Annotated in this window: 15 protein-coding genes and 1 tRNA gene; 4 read left to right on the top strand and 12 right to left on the bottom strand. The window is 71.3% G+C overall.

Annotated elements, in window-relative coordinates:
* The first annotated feature begins 121 nt into the window (after positions 1-121).
* Genes AC3ET3_RS25675 through AC3ET3_RS25665 form a run of 3 tightly spaced genes read left to right on the top strand, consistent with a single transcriptional unit; the run spans position 122 to position 6,801 of the window.
* Complete coding sequence (locus AC3ET3_RS25675) at positions 122-5,110, top strand: ATP-dependent helicase (protein ID WP_435612972.1); 4,989 nt, start codon at positions 122-124, stop codon at positions 5,108-5,110.
* Positions 5,111-5,170: 60 nt separating this feature from the next.
* Entirely contained in the window at positions 5,171-6,004 is an 834-nt protein-coding gene (locus tag AC3ET3_RS25670; RefSeq protein WP_432136256.1) for an Fpg/Nei family DNA glycosylase, read from the top strand.
* Between the two features lie 32 nt (positions 6,005-6,036).
* Positions 6,037-6,801 carry an SDR family NAD(P)-dependent oxidoreductase gene (locus tag AC3ET3_RS25665; RefSeq protein ID WP_435612971.1) on the top strand — a complete coding sequence of 255 codons (765 nt, stop codon included), beginning with the start codon at positions 6,037-6,039 and terminating at the stop codon, positions 6,799-6,801.
* Here AC3ET3_RS25665 and AC3ET3_RS25660 read toward each other — a convergent pair.
* The 10 genes from AC3ET3_RS25660 to AC3ET3_RS25615 form a co-directional block, all read right to left on the bottom strand.
* The gene (locus tag AC3ET3_RS25660; protein WP_432136254.1) at positions 6,749-7,030 is read right to left on the bottom strand and encodes a hypothetical protein; all 282 of its coding nucleotides are present in this window, start codon (positions 7,028-7,030) and stop codon (positions 6,749-6,751) included. The two genes, AC3ET3_RS25665 and AC3ET3_RS25660, sit on opposite strands and share 53 nt — an antisense overlap.
* 48 nt (positions 7,031-7,078) lie before the next feature.
* A complete protein-coding gene (locus tag AC3ET3_RS25655) occupies positions 7,079-7,549 on the bottom strand; it encodes a Dps family protein (protein WP_432136253.1) in 471 nt (156 codons plus the stop codon).
* A gap of 184 nt (positions 7,550-7,733) precedes the next feature.
* Complete coding sequence (locus AC3ET3_RS25650; RefSeq protein ID WP_062700236.1) at positions 7,734-8,114, bottom strand: helix-turn-helix domain-containing protein; 381 nt, start codon at positions 8,112-8,114, stop codon at positions 7,734-7,736.
* Positions 8,115-8,223: 109 nt separating this feature from the next.
* Positions 8,224-8,769: a CinA family protein gene (locus tag AC3ET3_RS25645; protein WP_432136252.1), complete on the bottom strand. Its 546-nt coding sequence runs from the start codon at positions 8,767-8,769 to the stop codon at positions 8,224-8,226.
* On the bottom strand, positions 8,766-9,482 hold the full coding sequence (gene pgsA, locus AC3ET3_RS25640; RefSeq protein ID WP_435612970.1) for a CDP-diacylglycerol--glycerol-3-phosphate 3-phosphatidyltransferase: 717 nt from the start codon (positions 9,480-9,482) through the stop codon (positions 8,766-8,768). Before pgsA ends, AC3ET3_RS25645 begins: the two co-directional genes overlap by 4 nt.
* Positions 9,479-10,963 carry a 30S ribosomal protein S12 methylthiotransferase RimO gene (gene rimO, locus AC3ET3_RS25635; RefSeq protein WP_435612969.1) on the bottom strand — a complete coding sequence of 495 codons (1,485 nt, stop codon included), beginning with the start codon at positions 10,961-10,963 and terminating at the stop codon, positions 9,479-9,481. Before rimO ends, pgsA begins: the two co-directional genes overlap by 4 nt.
* 85 nt (positions 10,964-11,048) lie before the next feature.
* Positions 11,049-11,885 (bottom strand): helix-turn-helix domain-containing protein, encoded by an 837-nt coding sequence (locus AC3ET3_RS25630; RefSeq protein ID WP_432136249.1) that lies wholly within the window; start codon positions 11,883-11,885, stop codon positions 11,049-11,051.
* Between the two features lie 259 nt (positions 11,886-12,144).
* The gene (locus AC3ET3_RS25625) at positions 12,145-14,880 is read right to left on the bottom strand and encodes a DNA translocase FtsK (RefSeq protein WP_432158953.1); all 2,736 of its coding nucleotides are present in this window, start codon (positions 14,878-14,880) and stop codon (positions 12,145-12,147) included.
* 146 nt (positions 14,881-15,026) lie between these two features.
* Positions 15,027-15,713 (bottom strand): response regulator, encoded by a 687-nt coding sequence (locus tag AC3ET3_RS25620; RefSeq protein ID WP_432136247.1) that lies wholly within the window; start codon positions 15,711-15,713, stop codon positions 15,027-15,029.
* Positions 15,714-15,984: 271 nt separating this feature from the next.
* Positions 15,985-21,438, bottom strand: a complete 5,454-nt coding sequence (locus tag AC3ET3_RS25615; protein ID WP_432158952.1) for a HAMP domain-containing protein — start codon at positions 21,436-21,438, stop codon at positions 15,985-15,987.
* 372 nt (positions 21,439-21,810) lie between these two features.
* On the opposite strand from AC3ET3_RS25615, the gene AC3ET3_RS25610 reads away from it, so the two are divergent.
* Positions 21,811-24,552, top strand: coding sequence for a SpoIIE family protein phosphatase (locus AC3ET3_RS25610; RefSeq protein WP_432136245.1), 2,742 nt, complete (start codon positions 21,811-21,813; stop codon positions 24,550-24,552).
* A gap of 62 nt (positions 24,553-24,614) precedes the next feature.
* Here AC3ET3_RS25610 and AC3ET3_RS25605 read toward each other — a convergent pair.
* Together AC3ET3_RS25605 and AC3ET3_RS25600 are read right to left on the bottom strand one after the other, a co-directional pair.
* Positions 24,615-24,687: transfer RNA gene (locus AC3ET3_RS25605), tRNA-Thr, on the bottom strand.
* A gap of 75 nt (positions 24,688-24,762) precedes the next feature.
* Positions 24,763-25,440 carry a DegT/DnrJ/EryC1/StrS family aminotransferase gene (locus AC3ET3_RS25600; protein WP_435612968.1) on the bottom strand — a complete coding sequence of 226 codons (678 nt, stop codon included), beginning with the start codon at positions 25,438-25,440 and terminating at the stop codon, positions 24,763-24,765.
* Between the last annotated feature and the right edge of the window lie 158 nt (positions 25,441-25,598).

Here is a 25,598-nt window from a genome sequence, read left to right as displayed (position 1 = left end):
CGGAATCGCAGTCCCCCGCCCGACCCGACGCCCCGTCCGGGGCACGGCTCCCACGCCCCTCACACCCCCCGCGTCCCCGCAGGCCCGGGCCGTTGTCAGTGGCCGGGTGCAGGATGGACGCATGGTCAGCTCCGCACACCGAGCCCTGGACGGCTTCTCCCCCGCGACCCGCGGCTGGTTCACGGGGGCGTTCTCCGCGCCCACGGCGGCCCAGGCCGGCGCGTGGCAGGCCATCCGGGAAGGCTCGGACGTGCTCGTGGTGGCCCCGACCGGCTCCGGAAAGACCCTGGCCGCCTTCCTCGCCGCGCTCGACCAGCTGGCGTCGGCGCCCCCGCCGGCCGACCCGAGGAAACGCTGCAGAGTGCTCTACGTGTCCCCGCTCAAGGCCCTCGCGGTGGACGTGGAGCGCAATCTGCGCAGTCCGCTGACCGGCATCCGCCAGGAGTCGGTCCGCCTGGGCCTGCCCGAGCCCGAGGTGAAGGTGGGCATCCGCTCCGGCGACACCCCGGCCGCCGAGCGCCGAGCACTGTCGACACGCCCGCCGGACATCCTGATCACCACGCCGGAGTCCCTGTTCCTGATGCTCACGTCGGCCACGCGGGACGCGCTGACCGGCGTGGAGACGGTGATCCTGGACGAGGTGCACGCGGTCGCTGGCACCAAGCGCGGCGCGCACCTCGCACTGTCCCTGGAGCGGCTGGACGAGCTGCTCCCGAAACCGGCCCGCCGTGTCGGGCTGTCGGCGACCGTCCGCCCGGTCGACGAGGTCGCCCGCTATCTGTCCCCCCGCCGCAAGGTGGAGATCGTCCAGCCGGTGTCGGGCAAGGAGTTCGACCTCTCGGTCGTCGTGCCGGTCGAGGACCTGGGCGAACTGGGCGGCTCACCGGTCGCCGACGGCTCACAGGGCGCCGAGCGCCCGTCGATCTGGCCGCACGTGGAGGAGCGGATCACCGATCTGGTCCAGGCGCACCGCTCCACGATCGTCTTCGCCAACTCGCGCCGCCTGGCCGAGCGCCTGTGCAACCGGCTCAACGAGATCGCCTACGAGCGGGCGACCGGCGAGACGCTGGAGGAACATCACACACCCGCCCAGCTGATGGGCGGCTCGGGCGCCGCCCAGGGCGCTCCGCCGGTCATCGCGCGCGCCCACCACGGCTCGGTCTCCAAGGAGCAGCGGGCCCTGGTGGAGGAGGACCTGAAGGCGGGCCGCCTGCCCGCCGTGGTCGCCACCTCCAGTCTGGAGCTGGGCATCGACATGGGCGCCGTGGACCTCGTCGTCCAGGTGGAGTCCCCGCCCTCGGTCGCCTCCGGTCTGCAGCGCGTCGGCCGCGCGGGCCACCAGGTGGGCGCGGTGTCCACCGGTGTGGTGTTCCCCAAGTACCGGGGTGACCTGGTGCAGGCCGCCGTGGTCACCGAGCGGATGCGGCAGGGGGCCATCGAGTCCCTCCGGGTTCCCGCCAACCCGTTGGACGTCCTGGCCCAGCAGCTGGTGGCGATGACGGCGATGGACGCCTGGCAGTTCGACGACCTGCTGGCCACGGTCCGCCGCGCCGCCCCCTTCGCCTCACTGCCGGAGTCCGCGTTCACGGCGACCCTGGACATGCTGGCCGGCCGTTACCCCTCGGACGCCTTCGCCGAACTGCGCCCGCGCGTGGTGTGGGACCGCGTCACCGGCACGGTCACCGGACGCCCCGGCGCCCAGCGCCTGGCCGTCACCTCCGGCGGCACCATCCCCGACCGCGGGCTGTTCGGCGTGTTCCTGGCCGGGGCGGACCCGAAGAAGGGCGGCGGCCGGGTCGGTGAGCTGGACGAGGAGATGGTCTACGAGTCCCGCGTGGGCGACGTCTTCACCCTCGGCACCAGTTCCTGGCGCATCGAGGACATCACTCGCGACCGCGTCCTGGTGTCCCCGGCGCCCGGGGTTCCGGGACGGCTGCCCTTCTGGAAAGGCGACCAGCTGGGCCGCCCGCTGGAGCTGGGCCGGGCGGTGGGGGCGTTCCTGCGCGAGGTCGGCTCCCTGTCCGAGGAAGACGCCCGGCTGCGCCTGCTCACCGCGGGACTGGACGCGTGGGCCGCCGACAACGTGCTCTCCTACCTCCGTGAACAGCGCGAGGCGTGCGGCCACGTCCCGGACGACCGCACGATCGTCGTGGAGCGCTTCCGCGACGAGCTGGGCGACTGGCGGGTCGTCGTCCACTCCCCGTTCGGCGCCCAGGTGCACGCTCCCTGGGCGCTCGCCCTCGGTGCCCGCCTCAGCGAGCGGTACGGCATGGACGCCCAGGTCATGCACGCCGACGACGGCATCGTGCTGCGCCTGCCCGATGCCGATCTCATGGGTCTGGACTTCCTCGACCAGGATCCGGCGAAGGCCGGCTCGCCGGTCCACGCGGCGGCCGACGCCGACGGGGCCCCGGTCGGTGCGGCGGATGTCGTCTTCGACAAGGGTGAGGTCGACCAGGTCGTCACCGACCAGGTCGGCGGCTCGGCCCTGTTCGCCTCCCGCTTCCGGGAGTGCGCGGCCCGCGCGCTGCTGCTGCCGCGCCGCAACCCCGGAAAGCGCACCCCGTTGTGGCAGCAGCGCCAGCGCGCCGCCCAGCTGCTCCAGGTGGCGAGCGAGTTCGGCTCGTTCCCGATCGTCCTGGAGGCGGTCCGCGAGTGTCTCCAGGACGTCTTCGACGTTCCCGGCCTGGTCGAGCTGATGGGCGACGTGGAGTCCCGCAAGGTGCGCCTGGTCGAGGTCACCACCCCCGAGCCGTCACCCTTCGCGCGCTCCCTGCTGTTCGGCTACGTCGCCCAGTTCCTGTACGAGGGCGACTCGCCGCTGGCCGAGCGCCGTGCCGCCGCGCTCTCTCTGGACTCCCGGCTGCTGGCCGAACTGCTGGGCCAGGCCGAGCTGCGCGAGCTGCTCGACGCGGAGGAGCTGGCGGAGCTGGAGCGCGAGCTGCAGTGGCACACCGAGGACCGCCGTGCCAAGGACGCCGAGAGCGTCGCCGACCTGCTGCGTCTCCTCGGTCCGCTCACCGACGCCGAACTGGCCGAGCGGGGCGCCGAGGCCCCGTGGGCGCAGGAGCTGGCGGCCGCACGTCGCGTCATCCGGGTGCGCGTCGCGGGGGCCGACCACTGGGCGGCGATCGAGGACGCGGGCCGGCTGCGCGACGCTCTGGGCACCGCCCTGCCGGTGGGTGTCCCCGAGGCCTTCACCGAGCCGGTGAAGGACCCCCTCGGTGACCTCCTCGCGCGCTATGCCCGCACCCACGGCCCGTTCACCTCGGCCACCGCCGCCGCCCGCTTCGGTCTGGGCGTCGCGGTCACCGAGGGGGCGCTGCAGCGACTCGCGGCGAGCGGCCGGATCGTCCAGGGCGAGTTCCATCCGGCCGGCATCGGCCAGGAGTGGTGCGACGCGGCCGTGCTGCGCCGTCTGCGCCGCCGCTCCCTGGCCGCGCTCCGCCATGAGCTGGAGCCGGTACCACCGGCCGCCCTCGCCCAGTTCCTGCCGCAGTGGCAGCACATCGGCAAGGGCCACGCCCTGCGCGGCGCCGACGGGCTGGTGCGGGCCGTCGAGCAGCTCCAGGGCGCCTCGGTGCCCGCCTCGGCCCTGGAGAAGCTGGTCCTCCCCTCCCGGGTCACCGGCTACACCCCGGCGCTGCTCGACGAGCTCACCGCCGCCGGGGAGGTCGTCTGGGCCGGAGCGGGTGCCCTGCCCGGCAAGGACGGCTGGGTCTCGCTCTACCTGGCGGACGCGGCGCCGCTCCTGCTGCCGCCACCGCACCCTCTGGAACCGACCGCGCTGCACCAGTCCGTCCTGGACGCCCTCTCCGGCGGCTACGGCCTGTTCTTCCGCCAGATCGCCGACCAGGTCCGGGCCACCGGGCACCCCGACGTCACCGACCCCCAACTGGCCGACGCCGTCTGGGACCTCGCCTGGTCGGGCCGGCTCACCAACGACACGCTCGCCCCCATGCGCTCCCTGCTCGGCTCCGGCCGGACAGCGGGCGCGACGGCCCACCGGGCCAAGCGGGCGGCCCCGCGCGGCCGCTACGGCTCGCTGACGGCCGCCGCCCGCCCGGTCTCCCGCAGCGGCCCGCCGACCGTCGCCGGCCGCTGGTCGCTCCTTCCGGCCCAGGAGCCGGACCCCACCGTCCGCGCCCACGCCCTGGCACGCGCCCTCCTCGACCGGCACGGCGTGGTGACCCGGGGCGCGGTCGCCGCCGAAGGCGTCGAGGGCGGCTTCTCGGCGACGTACCGCGTGCTGTCCGCCTTCGAGGAGACCGGCCAGGCCCGACGCGGCTACGTGGTGGAGGGCCTCGGCGCCGCCCAGTTCGCCATGGACGGTGCCGTCGACCGCCTGCGCGCGGTGGCCAACGCCCGCGAGCGAGGCGACGGCCGTCCAGTCCCGGGCTCGTCCGGCACCGGCACCGGTGGCACGGAACCGTACGCGCCCACGGTCACCGGGTCGCCGGGCACGCTCCCCTTCCACGACACCCCCGGCTTCGGCTCGCCGGCGCCGTACGAGACACTCGACGGCTTCCACGATCTCGACGCCTCCCACCCCTCCGGCCGCCGACCGGGCTTCGCCGATCTCCCGGCCGCACCGGGTGACCACGTCTCCCCGCGCGACCTGGCGGCCCCCGGCGCCGGCGGTCCGCGCGGCGGCGCCTCGTCCCCGTATGCCTCGGCGTATCCACACCGGGGCCGTCAGGACTCCCCCGCTCCCTCCGGAGCCGTCGTCCTGGCGGCGGCCGACCCAGCGAACGCGTACGGCTCCGCGCTGCCCTGGCCCGAACCCCCGACGGGTGCCGGCCACAAGCCGGGGCGCAAGGCGGGTTCCCTGGTGGTCCTCGTCGACGGCGAGCTGACGCTGTACATGGAGCGCGGCGGCAAGACCCTGCTCGCCTGGCCCGCCCACCCCGGGGACGCGACCGCGCCCGCCGACGACCCGCGGCTGCGCGCAGCCGCCGAGGCCCTCGCCGCTGCGGCCCGCGCCGGCTCCCTCGGCACGGTCACGGTGGAGCGGGTCAACGGCGCCTCGGCCCTGACCTCCCCGGTCGGCGCCCTCCTCGAAGGATCGGGGTTCATCGCCACCCCGCGCGGCCTGAGACTGCGCGCATGAGCGCCCTCCCCGCGCGCGTGCCCGGCCGCTCCCCCACGGTCCCCGTGCCACCCTTGACCCATGCCCGAAGGTGACACGGTCTGGCAGGCCGCGCGGCGGCTGGACACCGCGCTCGGCGGCAAGGTGCTGACGCGCACCGACCTGCGGGTCCCCCGGTACGCCACCGTGGACCTCACCGGCCGTACCGTCCTGGAGGTCGCCGCGCGCGGCAAGCACCTGCTGACCCGCGTCGAAGGCGGCCTCACCCTGCACTCGCACCTGAAGATGGACGGCGCGTGGAAGGTGTTCGCACACGGCCAGCGCTGGAGCGGCGGCCCCGGCCACCAGATCCGCGCGATCCTCGGCACGGCCGACCGCACGGCGGTCGGCTACCGCCTCCCCGTCCTCGACCTCCTGCGCACCGCTGACGAGAGCCGGACCGTCGGCCACCTCGGGCCCGACCTGCTGGGCCCGGACTGGGACCCGGAGCGCGCCCTGACCAATCTGCTCAGCGATCCCGGCCGCCCCCTCGGTGAGGCCCTTCTCGACCAGCGCAATCTCGCCGGCATCGGCAACGTCTACAAGAGCGAACTCTGCTTCCTGCTGGGCGTCACTCCCTGGCTGCCCGTCGGGGCCCTGCCCGCCGACCGTGCCGGGAAGCTGCCCGCGCTCGCCCAGCGCCTCCTGGAGGTCAACCGCGACCGCCCGGTCCGTAACACCACCGGCCGCCGCGGTCAGGACCTCTTCGTCTACGGCCGGGCACCGCGCCCCTGCCTGCGCTGCGGCACCCCCGTCCGTGTGGCCGAGCAGGGCGACGGCTCCCGGGAACGTCCGACGTACTGGTGCCCGTCCTGCCAGCCGGGCCCGGCCCCCGACCGGAGCGCCCCGCGCCCGCGCCGCCGCACATCTGATTGACGGACCGTCAGATCTGCTCGTACGGTCGCCTCATGGCCGTGAAGGCGTACGACCTCACCGGACGCGCCGCGTTCGTCACCGGCGCCGCGAGCGGCATCGGCCGCGCCTGCGCCGTACTGCTCGCCGAGGCGGGCGCCACCGTGCACGGCGCGGACCGTGACACCCGGGGCCTGCACGAGACGGCCGCCCTGATCGAGACGCACGGCGGCGTCGCCCACAGCCACCGGGTCGACGTCACCGACCGGCCCGCTCTGCGCCGGGCCGTCGAGGCCTGCGGTGAACTGCACATCCTGGCGGCGGTGGCCGGGATCATGCACAGCGGCACGGTTCTGGAGACCACGGACGAGGACCTCGACCGTGTCCTGGGCGTCAACTTCAAGGGGGTGCTGTACGCCTGCCAGGAGGCGGCGCGGCTGATGATCGCGTGCGGCACGCGCGGCAGCATCGTCACGATGGCCTCCGGCGCCGTCGACACCGGCGGCCCGGGCCTCCTGTGCTACTCGGCGGCCAAGGCGGCCGTCGTGCAGCTGACGAAGACCCTGGCGGCCGAGACCGGCCGACACGGCATCCGGGTCAACGCGGTGGCCCCGGGCTGGATCCGCACCCCGATGACCGACCGCCACGACCCGGAAGCCCGGTCCCGTACCGAGACGGCCATGGCCCGCCTGTCCCCGCTGGGCCGCGTCGGCACCCCTGAGGACGTCGCCCATGCCGTGCTGTACCTGGCCTCGGACGCCTCGGCGTTCACGACGGGGCAGATCCTCCGCCCGAACGGCGGCGTCGCGATGCCCTGGTGACCGGTGGGCCGGCGGCCCACGCCGCCCGGCTCCGCCCTGGCGAGCGCGCGCCCGCGGCCCGCGCCTTCGGCACACAGTGCACCGGCAGCAGGCTCAGCCCCCAGCCGCCGGCCACGACCGCGCCTTCCAGAACGCCGGAGCCGGGTGCCACCGCGAGCCGGGCCACGGCCCACCACCACAGCGCGCCGAGCCCCACGGCACCCGCCCGCCGCCCTATTCGCCCCGCCACGCGGCCGCCCTCAGTCCTCCCCCGGGACGTGGTCCCACCGGTTCCCCGTCACGCGCTCTCGGCCTGGAACATCCAGTGGTGCTTCTCCAGGTCCGCGGTGATCCCGATCAGAAGGTCCTGGCTCACGGGATCGGCGTCCGCCGTCGCCGACACGCGTTCCCTCATACGAGTGATCACCGCACCCAGCGCCGCGACCAGCACGGCCACCGCGTCCGAGTCCTTGACCCAGCCCTGGGGCGCCGTGCCGATCCCGCTCCCGGCCGCCACCGTCGTCGCCCGTCCGTCCGGAGACACGCCCAGCGCGGACGCCCGCTCCGCCACCGTGTCGGAGTGCGTGCGCGCGCTGGCAACGACCTCGTCGAGCTGAAGGTGGACGGACCGGAACCGCGGCCCGACGACGTTCCAGTGCACCTGCTTCGCCACGAGCGAGAGGTCCACCAGATCGACCAGCGCTCCTTGCAGGGCCTCCCCCACGGTCTTCAGGTCGGCTTCGGCCAGCGGGCTCTTCACGACGTTCATGCAGTACCTCCGGGTCATGGCCCCTCGCTGTGCCCCTCCACGATGGCCTGCCCGACACAGCCCGGCAAACGCACACCGACCGCACGCCTCCCCCAGGCACGAGAAAACCCCGGCCACACCGCTCCGGATGGTCCCGGAGCGGCCCCGGCCGGGGCCTGACGCCTGTCCGCGTCGGTTCAGACGCTCACGCGGCGACCACGTCCACCGCTTCGCTGGGCGCCTTGATGGTCACCCGTTCCGGCGGCACGCCGGTCACCGACACGGAACCCAGCATCGGACGGACCGATGTGGGCACAGGCTCGCTGGGGGTGGCCGCAGCAGACTGGGCCAGCTCGGCGAGGGCGAGTTCGTCGCTCACTTCCCGCATGAGCTCGGACATCCGTACGTCCAGCGCGTCGCAGATGGCGGAGAGCAGTTCGGAGGAAGCCTCCTTCTGCCCCCGCTCCACCTCGGAGAGATAGCCGAGCGAGACTCGGGCGGACGAGGAGACTTCGCGCAGAGTACGGCCCTGGCGCTGGCGCTGCCGACGCAGCACGTCACCAAGCAGGCGACGGAGCAGAATCATCGGTGGCTCCCTCCTCGGACCGCGTAACCGCATCCTTCACGCCCCACCGTACCGCCTCGCGCTGCGGCCGTGCGGGGAGCGATGTCGTGTTCACTCAGGGCTGCAAACATCAAAACCCCCCGTTCTGTTCCGTATCCTGTGCCCGCTCATTCCCGGTAAGTTCGCCCGCAAGCTCCCTCAGAAGCAGTGCGAGTACGCTCCGTACACTCTCTCTACGGATTTCCGCGCGGTCGCCGTTCAACCGCAGGGCCTCCACTTTTCCGCCAGGGGCGGAACCCGAACCAGGGCCGAACGGCCCGTCCACCGCGACGAAAACGGTGCCCACGGGCTGCCCGTCCTGTGGGTCGGGGCCTGCCACACCGGTGGTAGCGATCCCCCAGTCGGCGCCGAGCGCCTTGCGTACTCCGGCCGCCATCTGGGCCGCGACCTGCGGATCCACCGCCCCGCGCCCGGCCAGCAATGCGGCGTCGACGCCGAGCACCGCCTGCTTCAACTCGGTCGCGTACGCGGTCACCGACCCCCGGAAGGCCCGGGACGCCCCTGGAACCGCGGTGATCTCCGCCGCCACCAGGCCACCGGTCAGGGACTCGGCCACAGCGAGGTTCTCACCCCTCACTGTGAGTAGTCGCACCACGTCGGCGGCCATGGAACTCACTCTTCCGACTCCTCCACCACTGCTTCGCGCCCCTTGATCCCCCGTCGACGCAGCACAATGGCTTGTCTCACATAGTCGAGCCCGCTCACCACGGTCAGGACGACCGCCACACCCATCACCCAGAACCTCAGCGTCGCCAGCCATCCCGTCAGCGCCAGGATGTACATCCCCACCGCCACGCCCTGGGTGAGCGTCTTGAGCTTGCCGCCCCGGCTCGCCGGGATCACCCCGTACCGAATGACCCAGAAACGCAGCAGCGTCACCCCGAGTTCCCGGCCGAGGATCACGACCGTCACCCACCAGGGCAGATCACCCAGCGCGGACAGACAGATCAGAGCCGCTCCCATGATCGCCTTGTCGGCGATGGGGTCGGCGATCTTCCCGAAGTCGGTGACGAGGTTGTACGTCCGCGCCAGATGCCCGTCGAACAGATCGGTGATCATGGCGATGGCGAAGGCCGCCCAGGCGAACGAGCGCCACGCCGGGTCGTAGCCGCCGTCGGCCAGCATCAACGCGACGAAGCCGGGCACCAGGACCAGCCGCAGCATCGTCAGCAGGTTGGCGACGTTCCAGACGCTCGCCTGGTTCACGGCGGCGGCCGCCAGCTTCCCGCCCCGGGCCGTCCGGGCGCCGTCCTGGCCCTCGTCGTCGGCGGCGGGCGCCTGACGGGCCGGCGAGGACCCGCCCGCGGCCGATGCCGGCGCACCCGTCATCTGCCCGCCTCCTGAACCGGCCCGGACGAGCCCGGCAGGGGCTCGGCCACCAGGTCGACACCCTCCGTGCCGACCACCTTCGCCTCGACCATACGACCGGCGGCCAGCCCCTCGCCGCTCGTGAGGAGCACTTGGCCGTCCGTCTCCGGCGCCTGGTGCGCGGCTCGGCCGTACACGCCGTCCTCGGCGCGGTCGTCGCCGGGGACCGACTCGACCAGCACCCGCACGGTCTCCCCGACCCGGTCCTCCGCGCGCTGGGAGACCAGTTCCTCGGCGAGCCGGGAGATGTGGGCCAGCCGCTCGTCGACGACGTCCTGGTCCAGCTTGCCGTCGTACGTCGCCGCCTCGGTGCCCTCCTCGTCGGAGTAGCCGAAGACACCGATCGCGTCCAGGCGCGCGTGGGTGAGGAAACGCTCCAGCTCGGCCAGGTCGCCCTCGGACTCACCGGGGAAGCCGACGATGAAGTTGGAGCGCACACCCGCCTCGGGCGCCTTGCTCCGGATGGTGTCCAGCAGCTCCAGGAAGCGGTCGGTGTCGCCGAAGCGGCGCATCGAGCGCAGCACGTCGGGTGCGGAGTGCTGGAAGGAGAGATCGAAGTAGGGCGCGACCTTGGGGGTCGAGGTCAGGACGTCGATCAGCCCCGGCCGCATCTCGGCCGGCTGCAGATAGCTGACCCGCACCCGCTCGATGCCGTCGACCTCGGCCAGCTCGGGCAGCAGGGACTCCAGCAGGCGGATGTCCCCCAGGTCCTTGCCGTAGGAGGTGTTGTTCTCGGAGACCAGCATGATCTCCTTGACGCCCTGCTCGGCCAGCCACCGCGTCTCGTTCAGCACGTCGCTCGGACGGCGCGAGATGAAGGAGCCCCGGAAGGAGGGGATGGCGCAGAAGGAGCAGCGGCGGTCGCAGCCGGATGCCAGCTTGACCGAGGCGACCGGGGCGCCGTCCAGGCGGCGGCGCAGGGGCGCGCGGGGGCCCGAGGCCGGCGCGAGGCCCTCCGGCAGATCGGCCGGGGCGTGCCCGGGCAGTGCGACCTCGGCTGCCGACTCCTGCCGCTCGGCCGGGCTGATCGGCAGCAGCTTGCGCCGGTCGCGCGGGGTGTGCGAGGCGTGGATGCCACCGCTCAGGATGGTCTGGAGTCGGCCGGAGATGTCGGCGTAGTCGTCGAACCCGAGCACGCCGTCGGCTTCCGGCAGTGCATCCGCCAGCTCCTTGCCGTACCGCTCGGCCATGCAGCCGACTGCCACGACGGCCTGGGTTCTGCCGTGGTCCTTGAGGTCGTTGGCCTCCAGGAGGGCGTCGACGGAGTCCTTCTTGGCGGCCTCGACGAAACCGCAGGTGTTGACGACGGCGACGTCGGCGTCCTCGGCGTTCTCCACGAGCTGCCAGCCGTCCGCCTCCAAACGGCCTGCGAGCTCCTCCGAGTCCACCTCGTTACGGGCGCAGCCAAGAGTGACGAGTGCGACGGTACGGCGTTCAGGCATGGGCTCAAGAGTACTTTGTCCCACCGACAGCGAACGTCGACGGGGTTGGCGATCACCGCCAACCCCGCACGCACGTACGTATCGCTCACCCGACCTGAGGGTCGCCCTTGGTGTACGTCAGGCGCTCCACCGCACCGGGCTGCCAGTCGTCCTCGATCTTCTTGCCGTTGACAAACAGGTCGATCGCGCCGGCGTCGCCGAGCACCAGGTTGATCTTCTGGCCGTCCTGGAAGGTCTTGGTCTGGCCCTTCTTGAGCAGTCCGTCGAACAGCAGTCGGCCGTTGTGGTCCTTGGCCGAGATCCAGCTGCGCCCGTCGGTCGCGCTGACCTGGACCGTCACCTTGTCCTGCGGCGCGGCGGCGATGGCGCTGTCCGAGGGCTCCGGCTTCTGGTCGCCGGGCTTGTCGGGCTTCGGCGTGGCCGAGGTGGAGGTGCTCGCCGACGGGCTGGTGCCCTCGGCGACCGGATCCTTCGTACCGTCGTCGCCGCCCTTGAAGGCGGTGAACGCCACGAAGCCGATGACGGCGACGATCGCGGCGACCATGGCCGCCGTCCAGTTCGGTCCCCGCCGCTCGGGCCGGATCCGCTCCGCCTCGAACAGCGGTGCGGCCGGGGTGGGGGCGGGACGGCCGCCGTGGGTGGCGTCGTACTGCTCGATCAGTGGTTCGGGGTCGAGGTGGACGGCCCTGGCGAGGGTGCGGATGTGGCCGCGCGCGTAGACGTCGCCCCCGCAGGGCGCGAAGTCGTCCGCCTCGATGGCGTGGATGATGGCGATGCGGACCCGGGTGGCGGTACTGACGTCGTCGACGGTCAGCCCGGCCTCGATCCGTGCCTGGCGCAGCGCACGGCCGATGGAGGGGCGGGTTTCGTCGGACGCGTCATCAAACGGACGCTCGTCTTCAGGGGAGTTGCCGATGGACACGGGGGCGCCTTTCGAGCGTGTAGCCACCTGTGCTGGAGGTTCAGTGTAGGGGGGGTACGAAAGGGTGGGGCAACCGGGCGGTAGGACTTTGTACGCCATCGGAATGGCCGGACACGCCGACGGCCTGGCCAGGTCCGGACCCCAGGATGAGATCCGAATCTGTCCTCTCGCTCAACTTGACGTGCGCCGAGGGGAAACGGTTGCCCTGGGTTCCCTAACGGGTGAGTCACGAAGGGCCGTCTGCCCCACAGGCACCTGTCTACCCTTCGGACTCCCCACGGATCAGTGCGAGTACACCGTCCAACTCGTCCGGTTTCACGAGCACATCACGTGCCTTGGAACCCTCGCTGGGCCCCACGATGTTCCGGGACTCCATGAGGTCCATCAGACGCCCCGCCTTGGCGAAGCCCACCCGCAGCTTGCGCTGGAGCATGGACGTCGAGCCGAACTGCGTGGAGACGACCAGTTCGGCCGCCTGGCAGAGCAGGTCGAGGTCGTCGCCGATGTCCTCGTCGATCTCCTTCTTCTGCTTCGTCCCCACGGTGACGTCGTCCCGGAAGACCGGCGTCATCTGCTCCTTGCAGTGCCGCACGACGGCCGCGACCTCGGCCTCGGTGACGAACGCGCCCTGCATTCGGGTCGGCTTGTTCGCGCCCATCGGCAGGAACAGCCCGTCGCCCTTGCCGATCAGCTTCTCCGCGCCGGGCTGGTCGAGGATGACCCGGGAGTCCGCCAGCGACGACGTGGCGAAGGCGAGCCGCGACGGCACGTTCGCCTTGATCAGACCGGTGACGACGTCGACCGACGGCCGCTGGGTGGCGAGCACGAGATGGATGCCCGCCGCGCGCGCGAGCTGCGTGATGCGCACGATGGCGTCCTCGACGTCCCGGGGCGCGACCATCATCAGGTCGGCCAGCTCGTCGACGATCACCAGCAGGTAGGGGTACGGCTGCAGCTCCCGCTCGCTGCCCTCGGGCGGCTTCACGGTCCCCTCGCGCACCGCGCGGTTGAAGTCGTCGATGTGCCGGTACCCGTAGGCGGCCAGGTCGTCGTACCTGAGATCCATCTCGCGCACCACCCACTGCAGCGCCTCGGCGGCCCGCTTGGGGTTGGTGATGATCGGCGTGATCAGGTGCGGGATGCCCTCGTAGGCGGTCAGCTCGACCCGCTTGGGGTCGACCAGGATCATCCGGACGTCCTCGGGGGTCGCCCGCATCATGACCGAGGTGATCAGGCAGTTGATGCACGACGACTTGCCGGAGCCGGTGGCGCCGGCGACCAGGATGTGCGGCATCTTCGCCAGCGAGTGCATGACGTATCCGCCCTCGACGTCCTTGCCGAAGGCGACCAGCATCGGGTCGTCGTCCTCGGCGGACTCCGCGAGACGCAGGACGTCGCCGAGGTTGACCATTTCCCGGTCGGTGTTGGGGATCTCGATGCCGACCGCCGACTTGCCGGGGATCGGGCTGATGATCCGCACGTCGGGGCTGGCGACGGCGTAGGCGATGTTCTTCGTCAGTGCGGTGATCCGCTCCACCTTCACCGCGGGGCCGAGCTCGACCTCGTAGCGGGTGACCGTCGGCCCGCGGGTGAAGCCGGTGACGGCGGCGTCGACCTTGAACTCGGTGAAGACGTTCGTCAGCGAGGCGACTATGGCGTCGTTGGCCGCGCTGCGCGCCTTGCCGGGTCCCCCGCGCGTGAGCAGGTCCAGCGAGGGCAGCGCGTAGGTGATGTCACCGGACAGCTGCAGCTGCTCGGCCCGCGGCGGCAGCTCCCGGGGGGCCTCCGGCGGGGCCTTGGTGAGGTCGGGGACGGCATCCGTGCCGGTCTTCTGCCGCCGGTCACGCGCGGCCGGGCCCGGCACGGGCGTCGGTGTGGTCGGTTCTCGGTCGCCGACGCTCACACCGTGGGTGAGGTCGGCGACTACGGGCGAGGGCGGCATGCCGTGCAGGACGGCCCCGTCGAGGTCCGCGGCGGCGGCCGCCGCGATGTCCACGGCGTCCCTGCGGCGGTCCATCGCCGGCTGCGGCACGGCCGAGCGGCGCGGACGGCCGCGGCGCCGGGTGAGGGCCTCCTCCTCGGCGCCGTCGGGGTCGTACCCGGCCGGGGCGCCCGAGCGGCGTCGGGGGCGCGTGGGCAGCGCCTCACGCCACTGCTCGTCGTAGCGCGCGTCGTCGTCGGTGTACTCGTCGTACGCCCCGTCCTCGGGGTCGGGCAGGACACCCAGCCGTACGCCGAGCTGCCGCAGCCGCTGCGGGATCGCGTTGACCGGCGTGGCGGTGACGACGAGCAGGCCGAAGACGGTCAGCAGCACCAGCAGCGGTACGGCGAGCACCTCGGTCATGGCGAACGTCAACGGGGTCGCGGCGGCCCAGCCGATGAGGCCGCCTGCGTCCCTTATGGCCTGCATTCCGGCGCTGCGGGCGGGCGAGCCGCAGGCGATGTGGATCTGGCCGAGGACACCGACGAGCAGCGCCGACAGGCCGATGACGATCCGGCCGTTGGCCTCGGGCTGCTCCGGGTGGCGGACGAGCCGGACGGCGATCGCCGCGAACACGACCGGCACCAGCAGGTCGAGCCGGCCGAAGGAACCGGTCACCAGGATCTCGACGAGATCGCCGACCGGGCCGCGCAGATCGGCCCAGGTACCGGCGGCGACGATCAGCGCGACGGCGAACAGCAGCAGGGCACTGCCGTCCTTGCGGTGCGCCGGGTCGAGGTTGCGGGCACCGTTCCCTATGCCGCGCAGTACCGCGCCCACGGCGTGCGCCAAGCCCAGCCAGAGGGCGCGCACCAGCCGGTAGACGCCCCCCGTGGGACTGGGCGCCGGTTTCGGCGGTGTCTTCTTGGCGGCGGCCTTCCGGGGCGCGGCCTTCTTGGCGGGCGCCTTCTTGGCCGGGGCCTTTTTGGCGGCGGCCTTCTTCGCCGGAGTCCTCGCGGGAGCGGCCGGCTTCTTCGCGGGCTGCTTCTTGGCTGCGGAGGAACGTGAGGCCATGGGTGTGAGGTTACCGGGGGAGACGACAGCGGACACGTGTGCCCACTGCTTCACCCGTTCGTGTCGTCCTTGCGCGGGCGCCGGACTGACGGGCGCTCATGCGCCGGGACGGACCACGGCCCGCCCCAACGCGTGCGCCCGGCACGTCAGTTCTGTGACGGAACCGAGGTGGCGCCGCTGCCCGTGCCCGGTTCCAGGGCGTCCAGCGCCCGGCGCAGACCGGTGAGTTTGCGCTCCAGATGAGCCGCCGTCGCCACCGCTGCCGCGTCCGCGGAGTCGTCGTCCAACTGCTTGGACAGGGCCTCGGCCTGCTCCTCGACGGCGGCGAGCCGCGCGGACAGCTCGGCCAGCAGTCCGGCCGCCTCCTTGCCGTCGCCGGCCACCGACTTGCCGCCGCCGCCCTCCAACTGCAGCCGCAGCAGGGCCGCCTGCTCACGCAGCTGGCAGTTCTTCATGTAGAGCTCGACGAAAACCGACACCTTGGCGCGCAGCACCCACGGGTCGAACGGCTTGGAGATGTAGTCGACCGCTCCCGCCGCGTAACCCCGGAACGTGTGGTGCGGTCCGTGGTTGATCGCGGTGAGGAAGATGATCGGGATGTCCCGGGTGCGTTCCCGCCGCTTGATGTGCGCAGCTGTTTCGAAACCGTCCATTCCCGGCATCTGGACGTCCAGCAGAATGACCGCGAAATCGTCCGTCAGCAGTGCTTTGAGCGCCTCTTCCCCGGACGATGCCCGCACCAGCGTCTGATCGAGCGCCGAGAGGATCGCCTCCAGCGCCAGCAGATTCTCCGGCCGGTCATCGACCAGGAGGATCTTGGCCTTCTGCACCATGGCCCGCCCTCCTCGCCCCGGCAGTGCACCGGGCGCCGCCCCTGGGGACGACTCCTTTGCGCCGCCCTTCCTTGTGCCGGTCATGGTAGCCGCACCCCGACCGTCGCCACACCCTGTCACCGCGATGTCACTGTGCACGTAGCAGGAACGCGGCGCGGGACCAGAAGGTTCCCCGGATCCCACGTCTTCACACGAACTCCGCCACCGTCAGTCAGCAACGCACGACGACGGCCGGAGGTTCCCGGCCGCCGGCCGCCTCGCCGCCCTCCGGTCACTCGCCGCGCATCCACTGCCGCATCACCGACAGCAGGTGATCGGGATCGACCGGCTTCGTCACATAGTCGGACGCGCCCGACTCGATCGCCTTCTCCCGGTCGCCCTTCATCGCCTTGGCCGTCAGGGCGACGATCGGCAGCCCGGAGAACTGCGGCATCCGGCGGATCGCCGTGGTCGTCGCGTACCCGTCCATCTCGGGCATCATGATGTCCATCAGGACGACGGCCACATCGTCGTGCTGCTCCAGGACCTCGATGCCCTCACGGCCGTTCTCCGCGTACAGCACGGACAGCCCGTGCTGCTCCAGGACGCTCGTCAGCGCGAACACGTTGCGGATGTCGTCGTCGACGATGAGGACCTTCTCACCGCCGAACCGGATGCCCACCCGCGCGCGCGACGCGTCGTCCTGCTCGGCACTCACCCACTGGTCACGCTGCCCGAGTCCGACCCCGGAGCGGCGGCGGCGCCGGAACAGGGCGGCCGCACCGTTCTGCGTCTCCTGGTACGACTTCACCTCGGCCGGCGTCTCGATCTGCACGCCGGACAGCTCCACCGCACCGCTGAGGCCGCTCTCCGACGCCAGCAGGTCGCCGGCCTCCAGCGCGGGCAGATTCTGCTGGTATCCCTGCGGCGGCAGCTCGCTCGGGTGCAACGGCAGGTACAGCGTGAACGTGGAGCCGCGGCCGGGCTCGCTCTGCGCGTGGATCTCCCCGCCGAGCAGCTGCGCGATCTCCCGCGAGATCGACAGCCCGAGGCCCGTGCCGCCGTACTTGCGGCTGGTCGTGCCGTCCGCCTGCTTGAACGCCTCGAAGATCACCCGCATCTTGCTCGCCGCGATCCCGATGCCGGTGTCGGTCACCGAGAAAGCGATCATCTTGGCGTCCGGATCGGTCAGCGAACCGGCCTCCAGCAGTTGCTCGCGGATCGACTGCGGCACATCGACTCCGGCCGGCCGGATGACCAGCTCCACCGACCCCGAGTCGGTGAACTTCACCGCGTTGGACAGCAGGTTCCGCAACACCTGCAGCAACCGCTGCTCGTCGGTGTGCAGCGTGGCGGGCAGCTCCGGCGAGACCCGTACGGACAGGTCCAGGCCCTTCTCCGCCGTCAGCGGGCGGAAGGTGGCCTCGACGTAGTCGACCAGCTGGACCAGGGCGATCCGCGTCGGCGAGACGTCCATCTTGCCCGCCTCGACCTTGGACAGGTCCAGGATGTCGTTGATCAGCTGCAGCAGGTCGGAGCCGGCCCCGTGGATGGTCTCGGCGAACTCCACCTGCTTCGGCGAGAGGTTGCCCTCCGCGTTGTCGGCGAGCAGCTTGGCCAGGATCAGCAGCGAGTTCAGCGGCGTACGCAGCTCGTGCGACATGTTGGCCAGGAACTCGCTCTTGTAGCGCATCGACACCGCGAGCTGCTCGGCGCGCTCCTCCAGGACCTGCCGGGCCTCCTCGATCTCGGTGTTCTTCACCTCGATGTCCCGGTTCTGACGGGCCAGCAGCTCCGCCTTCTCCTCCAGCTCGGCGTTGGACGCCTGCAGCGCCTTCTGCCGCTGCTCCAACTCCGCCGACCGCTCCCGCAATTGCTCGGTCAGTTCCTGCGACTGCTTCAGCAACTGCTCCGTCTTGGTGTTGACGGAGATCGTGTTGACGCTGGTCGCGATCATCTCGGCGAGCTGGTTGAGGAAGTCCTTCTGGATCTGCGTGAACGGCGTGAAGGACGCCAGCTCGATCACGCCGAGCACCTTGCCCTCGAACAGCACCGGAAGGACGATCACCTGCGCGGGCGGGGCCTCCCCCAGCCCCGAGGAGATCTTCAGGTAGCCGCTCGGCGCGTTCTCGACGATGATCGTGCGCTTCTCCTGGGCGGCCGTCCCGACCAGCGCCTCACCCGGCCGGAACGACGACGGCATGGAGCCCATCGAATAGCCGTACGAACCCAGCATCCGCAGCTCGTACGCCTCGCCCTCCTCCTCGGCGGGCGGCATGGCGAGGAAGAACGCGCCGTGCTGCGCGGCCACCAGGGGCGGCAGCTCGCTCATGATCAGCGAGGCGACGTCCTCCAGGTCGCGCCGGCCCTGCATCAGCGCCGACACGCGCGCGAGGTTGCCCTTCAGCCAGTCCTGCTCCTTGTTGGCGATCGTGGTGTCGCGCAGGTTGGCGATCATCTTGTTGATGTAGTCCTGCAGCTCCTGGATCTCGCCGGAGGCATCGACGTCGATCTTCAGGTTGAGATCACCGCGGGTCACCGCGGTCGCGACGCGCGCGATGGCGCGCACCTGGCGGGTGAGGTTCCCCGCCATCTCGTTGACGGACTCGGTGAGGTCGCGCCAGGTGCCGTCGACGTCCCGCACCCGGGCCTGACCGCCGAGCTGCCCCTCGGTGCCCACCTCGCGGGCCACCCGGGTGACCTCCTCGGCGAACGACGACAGCTGGTCCACCATGGTGTTGATCGTCGTCTTGAGTTCGAGGATCTCACCGCGGGCGTCGATGTCGATCTTCTTCGTCAGATCGCCCTTGGCGATGGCGGTGGTCACCATGGCGATGTTGCGTACCTGGCCGGTCAGGTTGGACGCCATCTGGTTCACCGACTCGGTGAGGTCCTTCCATGTGCCGGCCACGCCCGGCACATGCGCCTGGCCGCCCAGGATGCCGTCCGTGCCCACCTCACGGGCCACCTTGGTGACCTGCTCGGCGAACGAACTCAGAGTCTTCACCATGGTGTTGAAGGTGTCCGCGAGCTGGGCGACCTCACCGCGCGCCTCGATGGTGACCTGCCGCGTCAGATCGCCGTTCGCGACGGCCGCGGCCACCTGGGAGATGTTGCGCACCTGCATGGTCAGGTTCTTGGCCATCAGGTTGACGTTGTCGCTGAGGTCCTTCCAGATGCCGACCACGCCGGGCACATGCGCCTGGCCGCCCAGGATGCCCTCGGTGCCCACCTCGCGCGCGACCCGCGTCACCTGCTCCGCGAACGACGACAACTGGTCCACCATCGTGTTGACGGTGGTGACGAGTTCCAGGATCTCGCCCTTGGCGTCGACGGTGATCTTCTTCGACAGGTCGCCCTTGGCGACCGCGGTGGTGACCTCCGCGATGTTGCGGACCTGCATGGTCAGGTTGTTCGCCATGAAGTTCACGGACTGCGTGAGGTCCTTCCAGGTGCCCGAGACCCCCTGCACCTCGGCCTGGCCGCCCAGGATGCCCTCCGTGCCCACCTCACGGGCCACCCGGGTCACCTGCTCCGCGAACGACGACAGCTGGTCCACCATCGTGTTCAGGGTGTTCTTCAGCTCCAGGATCTCCCCGCGCGCGTCCACGGTGATCTTCTGGGAGAGATCACCCCGGGCCACCGCGGTGGCGACCTGCGCGATGTTGCGCACCTGAGCCGTGAGGTTGCCCGCCATCCCGTTCACGGAGTCGGTCAGGTCCCGCCACACGCCGGCGACACCGGGCACCTGCGCCTGACCGCCGAGCCGCCCGTCGGTGCCCACCTCACGCGCGACCCGTGTGACCTGGTCGGCGAAGGCGGAGAGCTGGTCGACCATCGTGTTGATGGTGTTCTTCAGCTCCAGGATCTCCCCGCGCGCGTCGACGTCGATCTTCTGCGACAGGTCGCCGCGCGCCACGGCCGTCGTCACCTGGGCGATCTGGCGCACCTGGGAGGTGAGGTTGCCGGCCATGAAGTTGACGGAGTCCGTGAGCTCCTTCCAGGTACCGGAGACGCCGTCCACGCGCGCCTGACCGCCCAGACGGCCCTCGGTGCCCACGTCCCGGGCCATCCGGGTCACTTGGTCGGCGAAACTCGACAGCTGGTCCACCATCGTGTTCACGGTGTTCTTCAGCTGGAGCATCTCGCCGGAGACGTCCACGGTGACCTTCTGCGACAGGTCACCGTTGGCGACCGCCGTGGTCACCTGCGCGATGTTCCTCACCTGTCCGGTGAGATTACGGAACGCCGTGTTGACGGAGTCCGTCAGGTCCTTCCACGTCCCCGCCGCGCCCGGCACCTGGGCCTGACCGCCCAGCTCTCCCTCGACACCGACCTCCCGCGCCACCCGGGTGACCTCGGCGCCGAAGGCGGACAGCTGGTCCACCATCCCGTTGACGGTGTTCTTCAGCTCAAGCATCTCGCCGGCCACGTCGACCGTGACCTTCTGGGACAGGTCACCGTTGGCGACCGCCGTCGTCACGGCGGCGATGTCACGCACCTGAGTGGTGAGGTTGCGGAACACGGTGTTGACGGAGTCCGTGAGGTCCTTCCACGTCCCGGCCGCTCCCGGCACGTTCGCCTGGCCGCCGAGCCGCCCCTCCGCGCCGACCTCGTTGGCCACCCGCGTGACCTCGTCGGCGAAGATCCGCAGCGTCTCGGTCATCTGGTTGATCGTCTCGGCCAGCCGCGCGACCTCGCCCCGCGCCTGCACCGTCACCTTCCGCGACAGATCACCGCTGGCCACCGCGGTGGTCACCTCGGCGATGCCGCGCACCTGGGCCGTCAGATTGCCGGCCATGGTGTTCACCGAATCGGTGAGTTCCTTCCACACGCCGTCGACGCCGGGCACCTGCGCCTGACCGCCCAGGATGCCCTCGGTGCCCACCTCACGCGCGACCCGCGTCACCTCGGACGAGAAGGCCGAGAGCTGGTCGACCATCGTGTTGACGGTGTTCTTGAGCTCCAGCATCTCGCCGGCGACGTGCACCGTCACCTTCCGCGAGAGATCACCCTTGGCGACCGCCGTCGTCACCAGCGCGATGTCCCGCACCTGCGCGGTCAGCCGGTACGCCATGGTGTTGACGGACTCCGTCAGGTCCTTCCACGACCCCGACATGCCGCGCACCTGCGCCTGACCGCCCAGCTTGCCCTCGGTGCCGACCTCGCTGGCCACCCGGGTGACCTCGTCGGTGAACGTGGACAGCTGATCGACAAGGTTGTTGACCGTCCGCCCGACCTTCAGGAACTCCCCGCGCAGCGCATGTCCCGGCCCCTCCGGGGTGTGCGCCCGCAGCTCCATGCGCGGCGACAGATCACCCTCGGCGACCGCCGACAGCACCCGGCTGACCTCGGAAACCGGCCGTACGAGATCGTCGACCAGCGCGTTGGAGTGGTCGATGGCGGCCGCCCAGGAGCCCTCACAGGCCCCCGTCTCCAGCCTCTCGGTGAGTTTTCCCTCACGTCCCACGACCCGCCGGACCCGCGACAGCTCGCCCGTCAGATGCAGATTGCGGTCGGCGACCTCGTTGAAGACCGCCGCGATCTCGGACATCACGCCGTCCCCGGACACCGTGAGCCGCTTGCGGAAGTTCCCGTCCCGCATCGCCAGCAAAGCCGCCAGCAGACGGTTCAGGGCGGCTGTGTCCACCGCCGTGGTCCCGCCTCGTGGAGCTCGCTGCTCGCCCAGGGACTGTCCGCCTTTCGCGCGCGCCTTAGTGCTTCGCGCCGCTGCGCCAGACTCCACTGTGTCCCTCCCGCAGGGGTCGACCGTTGCTGCTGTGCCCGGTGCTCTTCGCCGTACTGATGCTGCTGCGTGTTTCCTGCCCGATGTGATCAGCTCCGCACGCGTGCCGCCACCCCCCGTACCCGGGTGGCAGTCGGCCCACCCGGACTCACACAGGGAGCCTGCCCAGTGTTTCACCCTCACCGAACCAGGCCATAACAGTTCGGCAGCTTCGCACACCGTCCGCACACCGACGGGCGGAAACACTGCTGACCGGCATCCGCTCGGACGGGGAAGGTAAGTAACCTTGCATGCGGCTGTCCAGCCGCGCCGGTCCGACCGGCCTGGGCGGTGGCACGAGTACGAGCGGGCATCGGAGGGGCGGCCGCAGACATGACCACCGGACTGATCCCGGGGGGACAGCCCCCGGACCCCCGTCCGACCGGAGCACGACCGCCCCACCAGCGGCGCGCCCCGGACGACCCGGGAGTCCAGCACGTCGACGACCGGCCGAGGAGTTCTGTGATCACCGCGCGCGCGGCTGCCAGTTTCGAGCCCGTAGGGCGTTCGGTCGCGACCGCCCGCTCCTTCGTCCGCGACACCCTCCAGGGCTGGGGTTTCGCCGACATCGTCGATGACGCCGTCGTCCTCACGAGCGAACTGGTCACCAACGCCGTCGTCCACGCGGGTACCCACGCCGACGTCCTCTGTCTGCGGGGTGACGACGGCGTACGCATCGAGGTCTCCGACCGCTACCCCGAGCGCGAGATCCCCCTGCAGGCCTCGCACGCCGACATGGGCAGCCCCGACCGCGAGGGTGGCCGCGGACTCCAGCTGTGCGCGGCCATCGCCGGCCGCTGGGGTGTCGAGTACACGCCCACCCACAAGAACGTGTGGTTCCAGATCGCCCTCCCCGACCGCCCGGTCGGCACCCGCACTGCCGGCCCGTCTCTCCCCTCCCACCTCCTCCCGCTCGCCGACGCCCGTGTCCGCGTCGCAGTCGTCCAGATCGACCGTGCGGGCACCATCTCGGCCTGGAACGAGGACGCCGAGGAACTCTTCGGCTACCCGGCCGACCAGGTCACCGGCAAGCCCCTGACCGATCTCGCGGCCTGGCCGCACACGCCGGGCACCAGTACCGGCATCGCCGAGGCGCTCCACCTCTCCCGCTGGGAGGGCAGCTACGGCATCAGAGGCGCCAACGGCCGCGTCACCCCGGTGTACGCCTCCCACCTGCGTGTTCGTGACACCGGCGGCGAGCCCTCCACGGTCTGCCTCCTGGTCCGTGACCACGAGCGCGCCGTCCTGCAGACACCGGCGCGGCTGCCGTCCTCCGACCCGGCGCCCACGAGCGACGGGCAGAGCACCGACCCCTTCGAGGTCTTCATCGGCTCCCCGGCCCCGGACGACCTCGACGGCCTCCTGCAGCGCACGGTCGAACGCGCCCGCGACATGCTCGACGCCGACTCGGCCTTCCTGCTCCTCGCCACCGACGACGAGACCGAGCTGGAGGTCCGCGCGTCCACCGGACTGCCCTCCGCCCGGCAGCGCTTCGCGCGCGTGCCCGTCGAAGCGGGTCCCGGCCGCTACGGCTCGGCCCGCATGCCGGCCGTCCACGAGGACCTGCTGGCCGTCCCCGGCGCCGTACCGCTCCTCAACGGGACGGGCATGCGCTCGGTCGTCACCGTCCCCCTCAAGGTGGAGGGCCGCCTCACCGGCTCCCTGGGCGTCGCGGCCGAGGCACCCGGCCGCTATTCCAACGAGGAGGCGCTGCGCCTGCAGTTCGCGGCCGACCGCATCGCCCTCGCAGTGGAGTCGGCCCGCCTCGGCGAGCTGGAGCGCCTGCGCCGCGGCTCGCTCAGCTTCCTGGTGGAGGCGTCCGACCTGCTGGCCGGCACCCTGGACCGCGACCAGACGCTGGCACTGATGGCCCAGATGACGGTCCCGACGCTCGCCACCTGGTGCGCCGTCTACACGATCGCCGACCAGGCCTCCGAGCCGTATCTGTCGTACGTCCTGCACGAGGACGAGGAGCTCATCGACGGCATCAAGTCGCTGCTCTCGAAGATCTCACCGCCGGACCCGGTCCCCACGCCCGGCGCCCGTGTCTGGCCCGCCCCGGGCCAGGCCGCGCACGACGCTGCCCTGCGCAGCTCGATGCGCAGCCTCGGCCTGACCGGCGGTCCCACCCACCAGGTCGCCTCCGGCATCGGCCCGACCCTCGCCACGGCCTCCGCGGTCGGCGGCGAGACCGTGGTGCTTCCCTTGGTCGCCCGCAACCGCGTCATCGGCATGCTGACCCTGGGCAAGCCCACCGACGAGCACTTCCGCCAGGAGATCCTGGAACTCGCCGAGGACCTGTCCCGCCGGGCGGCTCTCGCCCTCGACAACGCCCGCCTCTACTCGGAGCGCACCGCGATCAGCCAGTCCCTCCAGCGCAGCCTGCTCCCACCGGAGCTGCCGCAGATCGACGGCGTGGAGGCCGAGGTCATCTACCGTGCGGCCGGCGAGGGCAACGAGGTCGGCGGCGACTTCTACGATCTCTTCCCGATCAGCGACGGCGCCTACGGCTTCGCCATCGGTGACGTCTGCGGCACCGGCCCGAACGCCGCCGCGGTGACCGGCCTGGCCCGGCATGCCCTGCGCCTGCTGGCGCGGGAGGGCCTCAGCGGTCCCGCTGTCCTGGAGCGCCTGAATTCCGCCATCCTCGACGAGGGCGCCCGCAGCCGCTTCCTGACGCTCCTGTACGGGGAGCTGCGCCCACAGGAGGACGGCAGCGCCGAGCTGAAGGTGGTCTGCGCCGGCCATCCGCTGCCGCTGCGCCTGCGCCAGGACGGCACGGTGGAACCGGCCGCCGAACCGCAGCCCCTGCTGGGCGTGATGGAGGACCTGGAGCTGTACGAGCAGACCGTCACGCTCGCCCCGGGCGATGTCCTGCTGTGTGTCACGGACGGCGTCACGGAACGCCGCGAGGGCACCCGCATGCTCGGCGACGACGGCCTGGCCGACGTTCTGACGACCTGTACGGGCCTGACCGCGGGCGCGGTGGCGGCCCGCATCATGCGCGCCGTGGAACGCTTCGCCTCGGACGCTCCGTCCGACGACATGGCGATCCTCGCCATGCGAGTGGCGTGACGGGAAGCATGAGAAAACCCCCGCCCGGAAGGGCGGGGGTTTTCTCATGGACTACTTGGCTGAGCCCCCAAACGGAATCGAACCGTTGACCTTCTCCTTACCATGGAGACGCTCTGCCGACTGAGCTATAGGGGCTTGTCGCTTCGTGGGTTTCCCCCCGCGGCAACGGAATAGATCATACCCCGAACAAGTCGCTGTTCCCAAACTCGTTCAGGCGGCCGGCTGCAGCAGTCCACCGAGGGCGTTGCAGGCACCGGCTGTCCGCCGCATCTCACGTTTCGTCAGCGATCCGTCGACGGGCAGCGCCAGCGTCTCGTCGGCGGCCCGTTCGGTCTCGGGCAACGACACCCACCGCCGGAACTCGGGCAGCCTGTGTACCGGTGTCTTCACCGGTACCCGGCATTCAACGCCCTTTGCCCGCAGGGCCCTTGCGAAGGCGTCCCGGTCCGGCCGGCCGTTCCCGGGCACCCGCACCACGTACTGCTGATACGTGTGCCCGTCACCGCCCTCAGGTGGCCGCACCCCACGCAGCCGCGCGTCGAGGTACTCCGCCCGCTCCCGCCGCCGCGCGACCTCGTCGTACGACGCCTCGCACTCGGAGTGCTCCAGTACCAGCAGCCCGTGCCGTCGCCCGACCTCGTGCATCCCGGCCGACTCCGCCGTCCGCCCGAAGCGGTGTACGGCGACCACGCCCGCCGTGCGCGCTGTTACGGCGGCTTCGACAGCAGCGGGATCGAGACAGTAGGTCAGCGGATCTATGTCCGCGAACACCGGCAGCGCGCCCACGTGCGTCACCGCTGCGGCGACCTCGACGTTCCCGAAGGCCGGCACGATGACCTCGTCTCCGAGTCCGATCCCAGCGGCCCTGAGCAGTGCGGCAGTTCCCATGCCGCGATGCTGGCCGCCCAACGTGAACCGGTGATTACGGGAAATGAAAAAGGGTGGGTCCCCGAACCGAAGTTCGGGGACCCACCCTTATCAATAATAGTTCGGCGGCGTCCTACTCTCCCACAGGGTCCCCCCTGCAGTACCATCGGCGCTGTGAG

It is taken from the genome of Streptomyces sp. bgisy159 (assembly GCF_057707805.1).
Note: the sequence above shows the minus strand (reverse complement) of the source record. Positions and strands in the feature narration are given on the sequence as shown.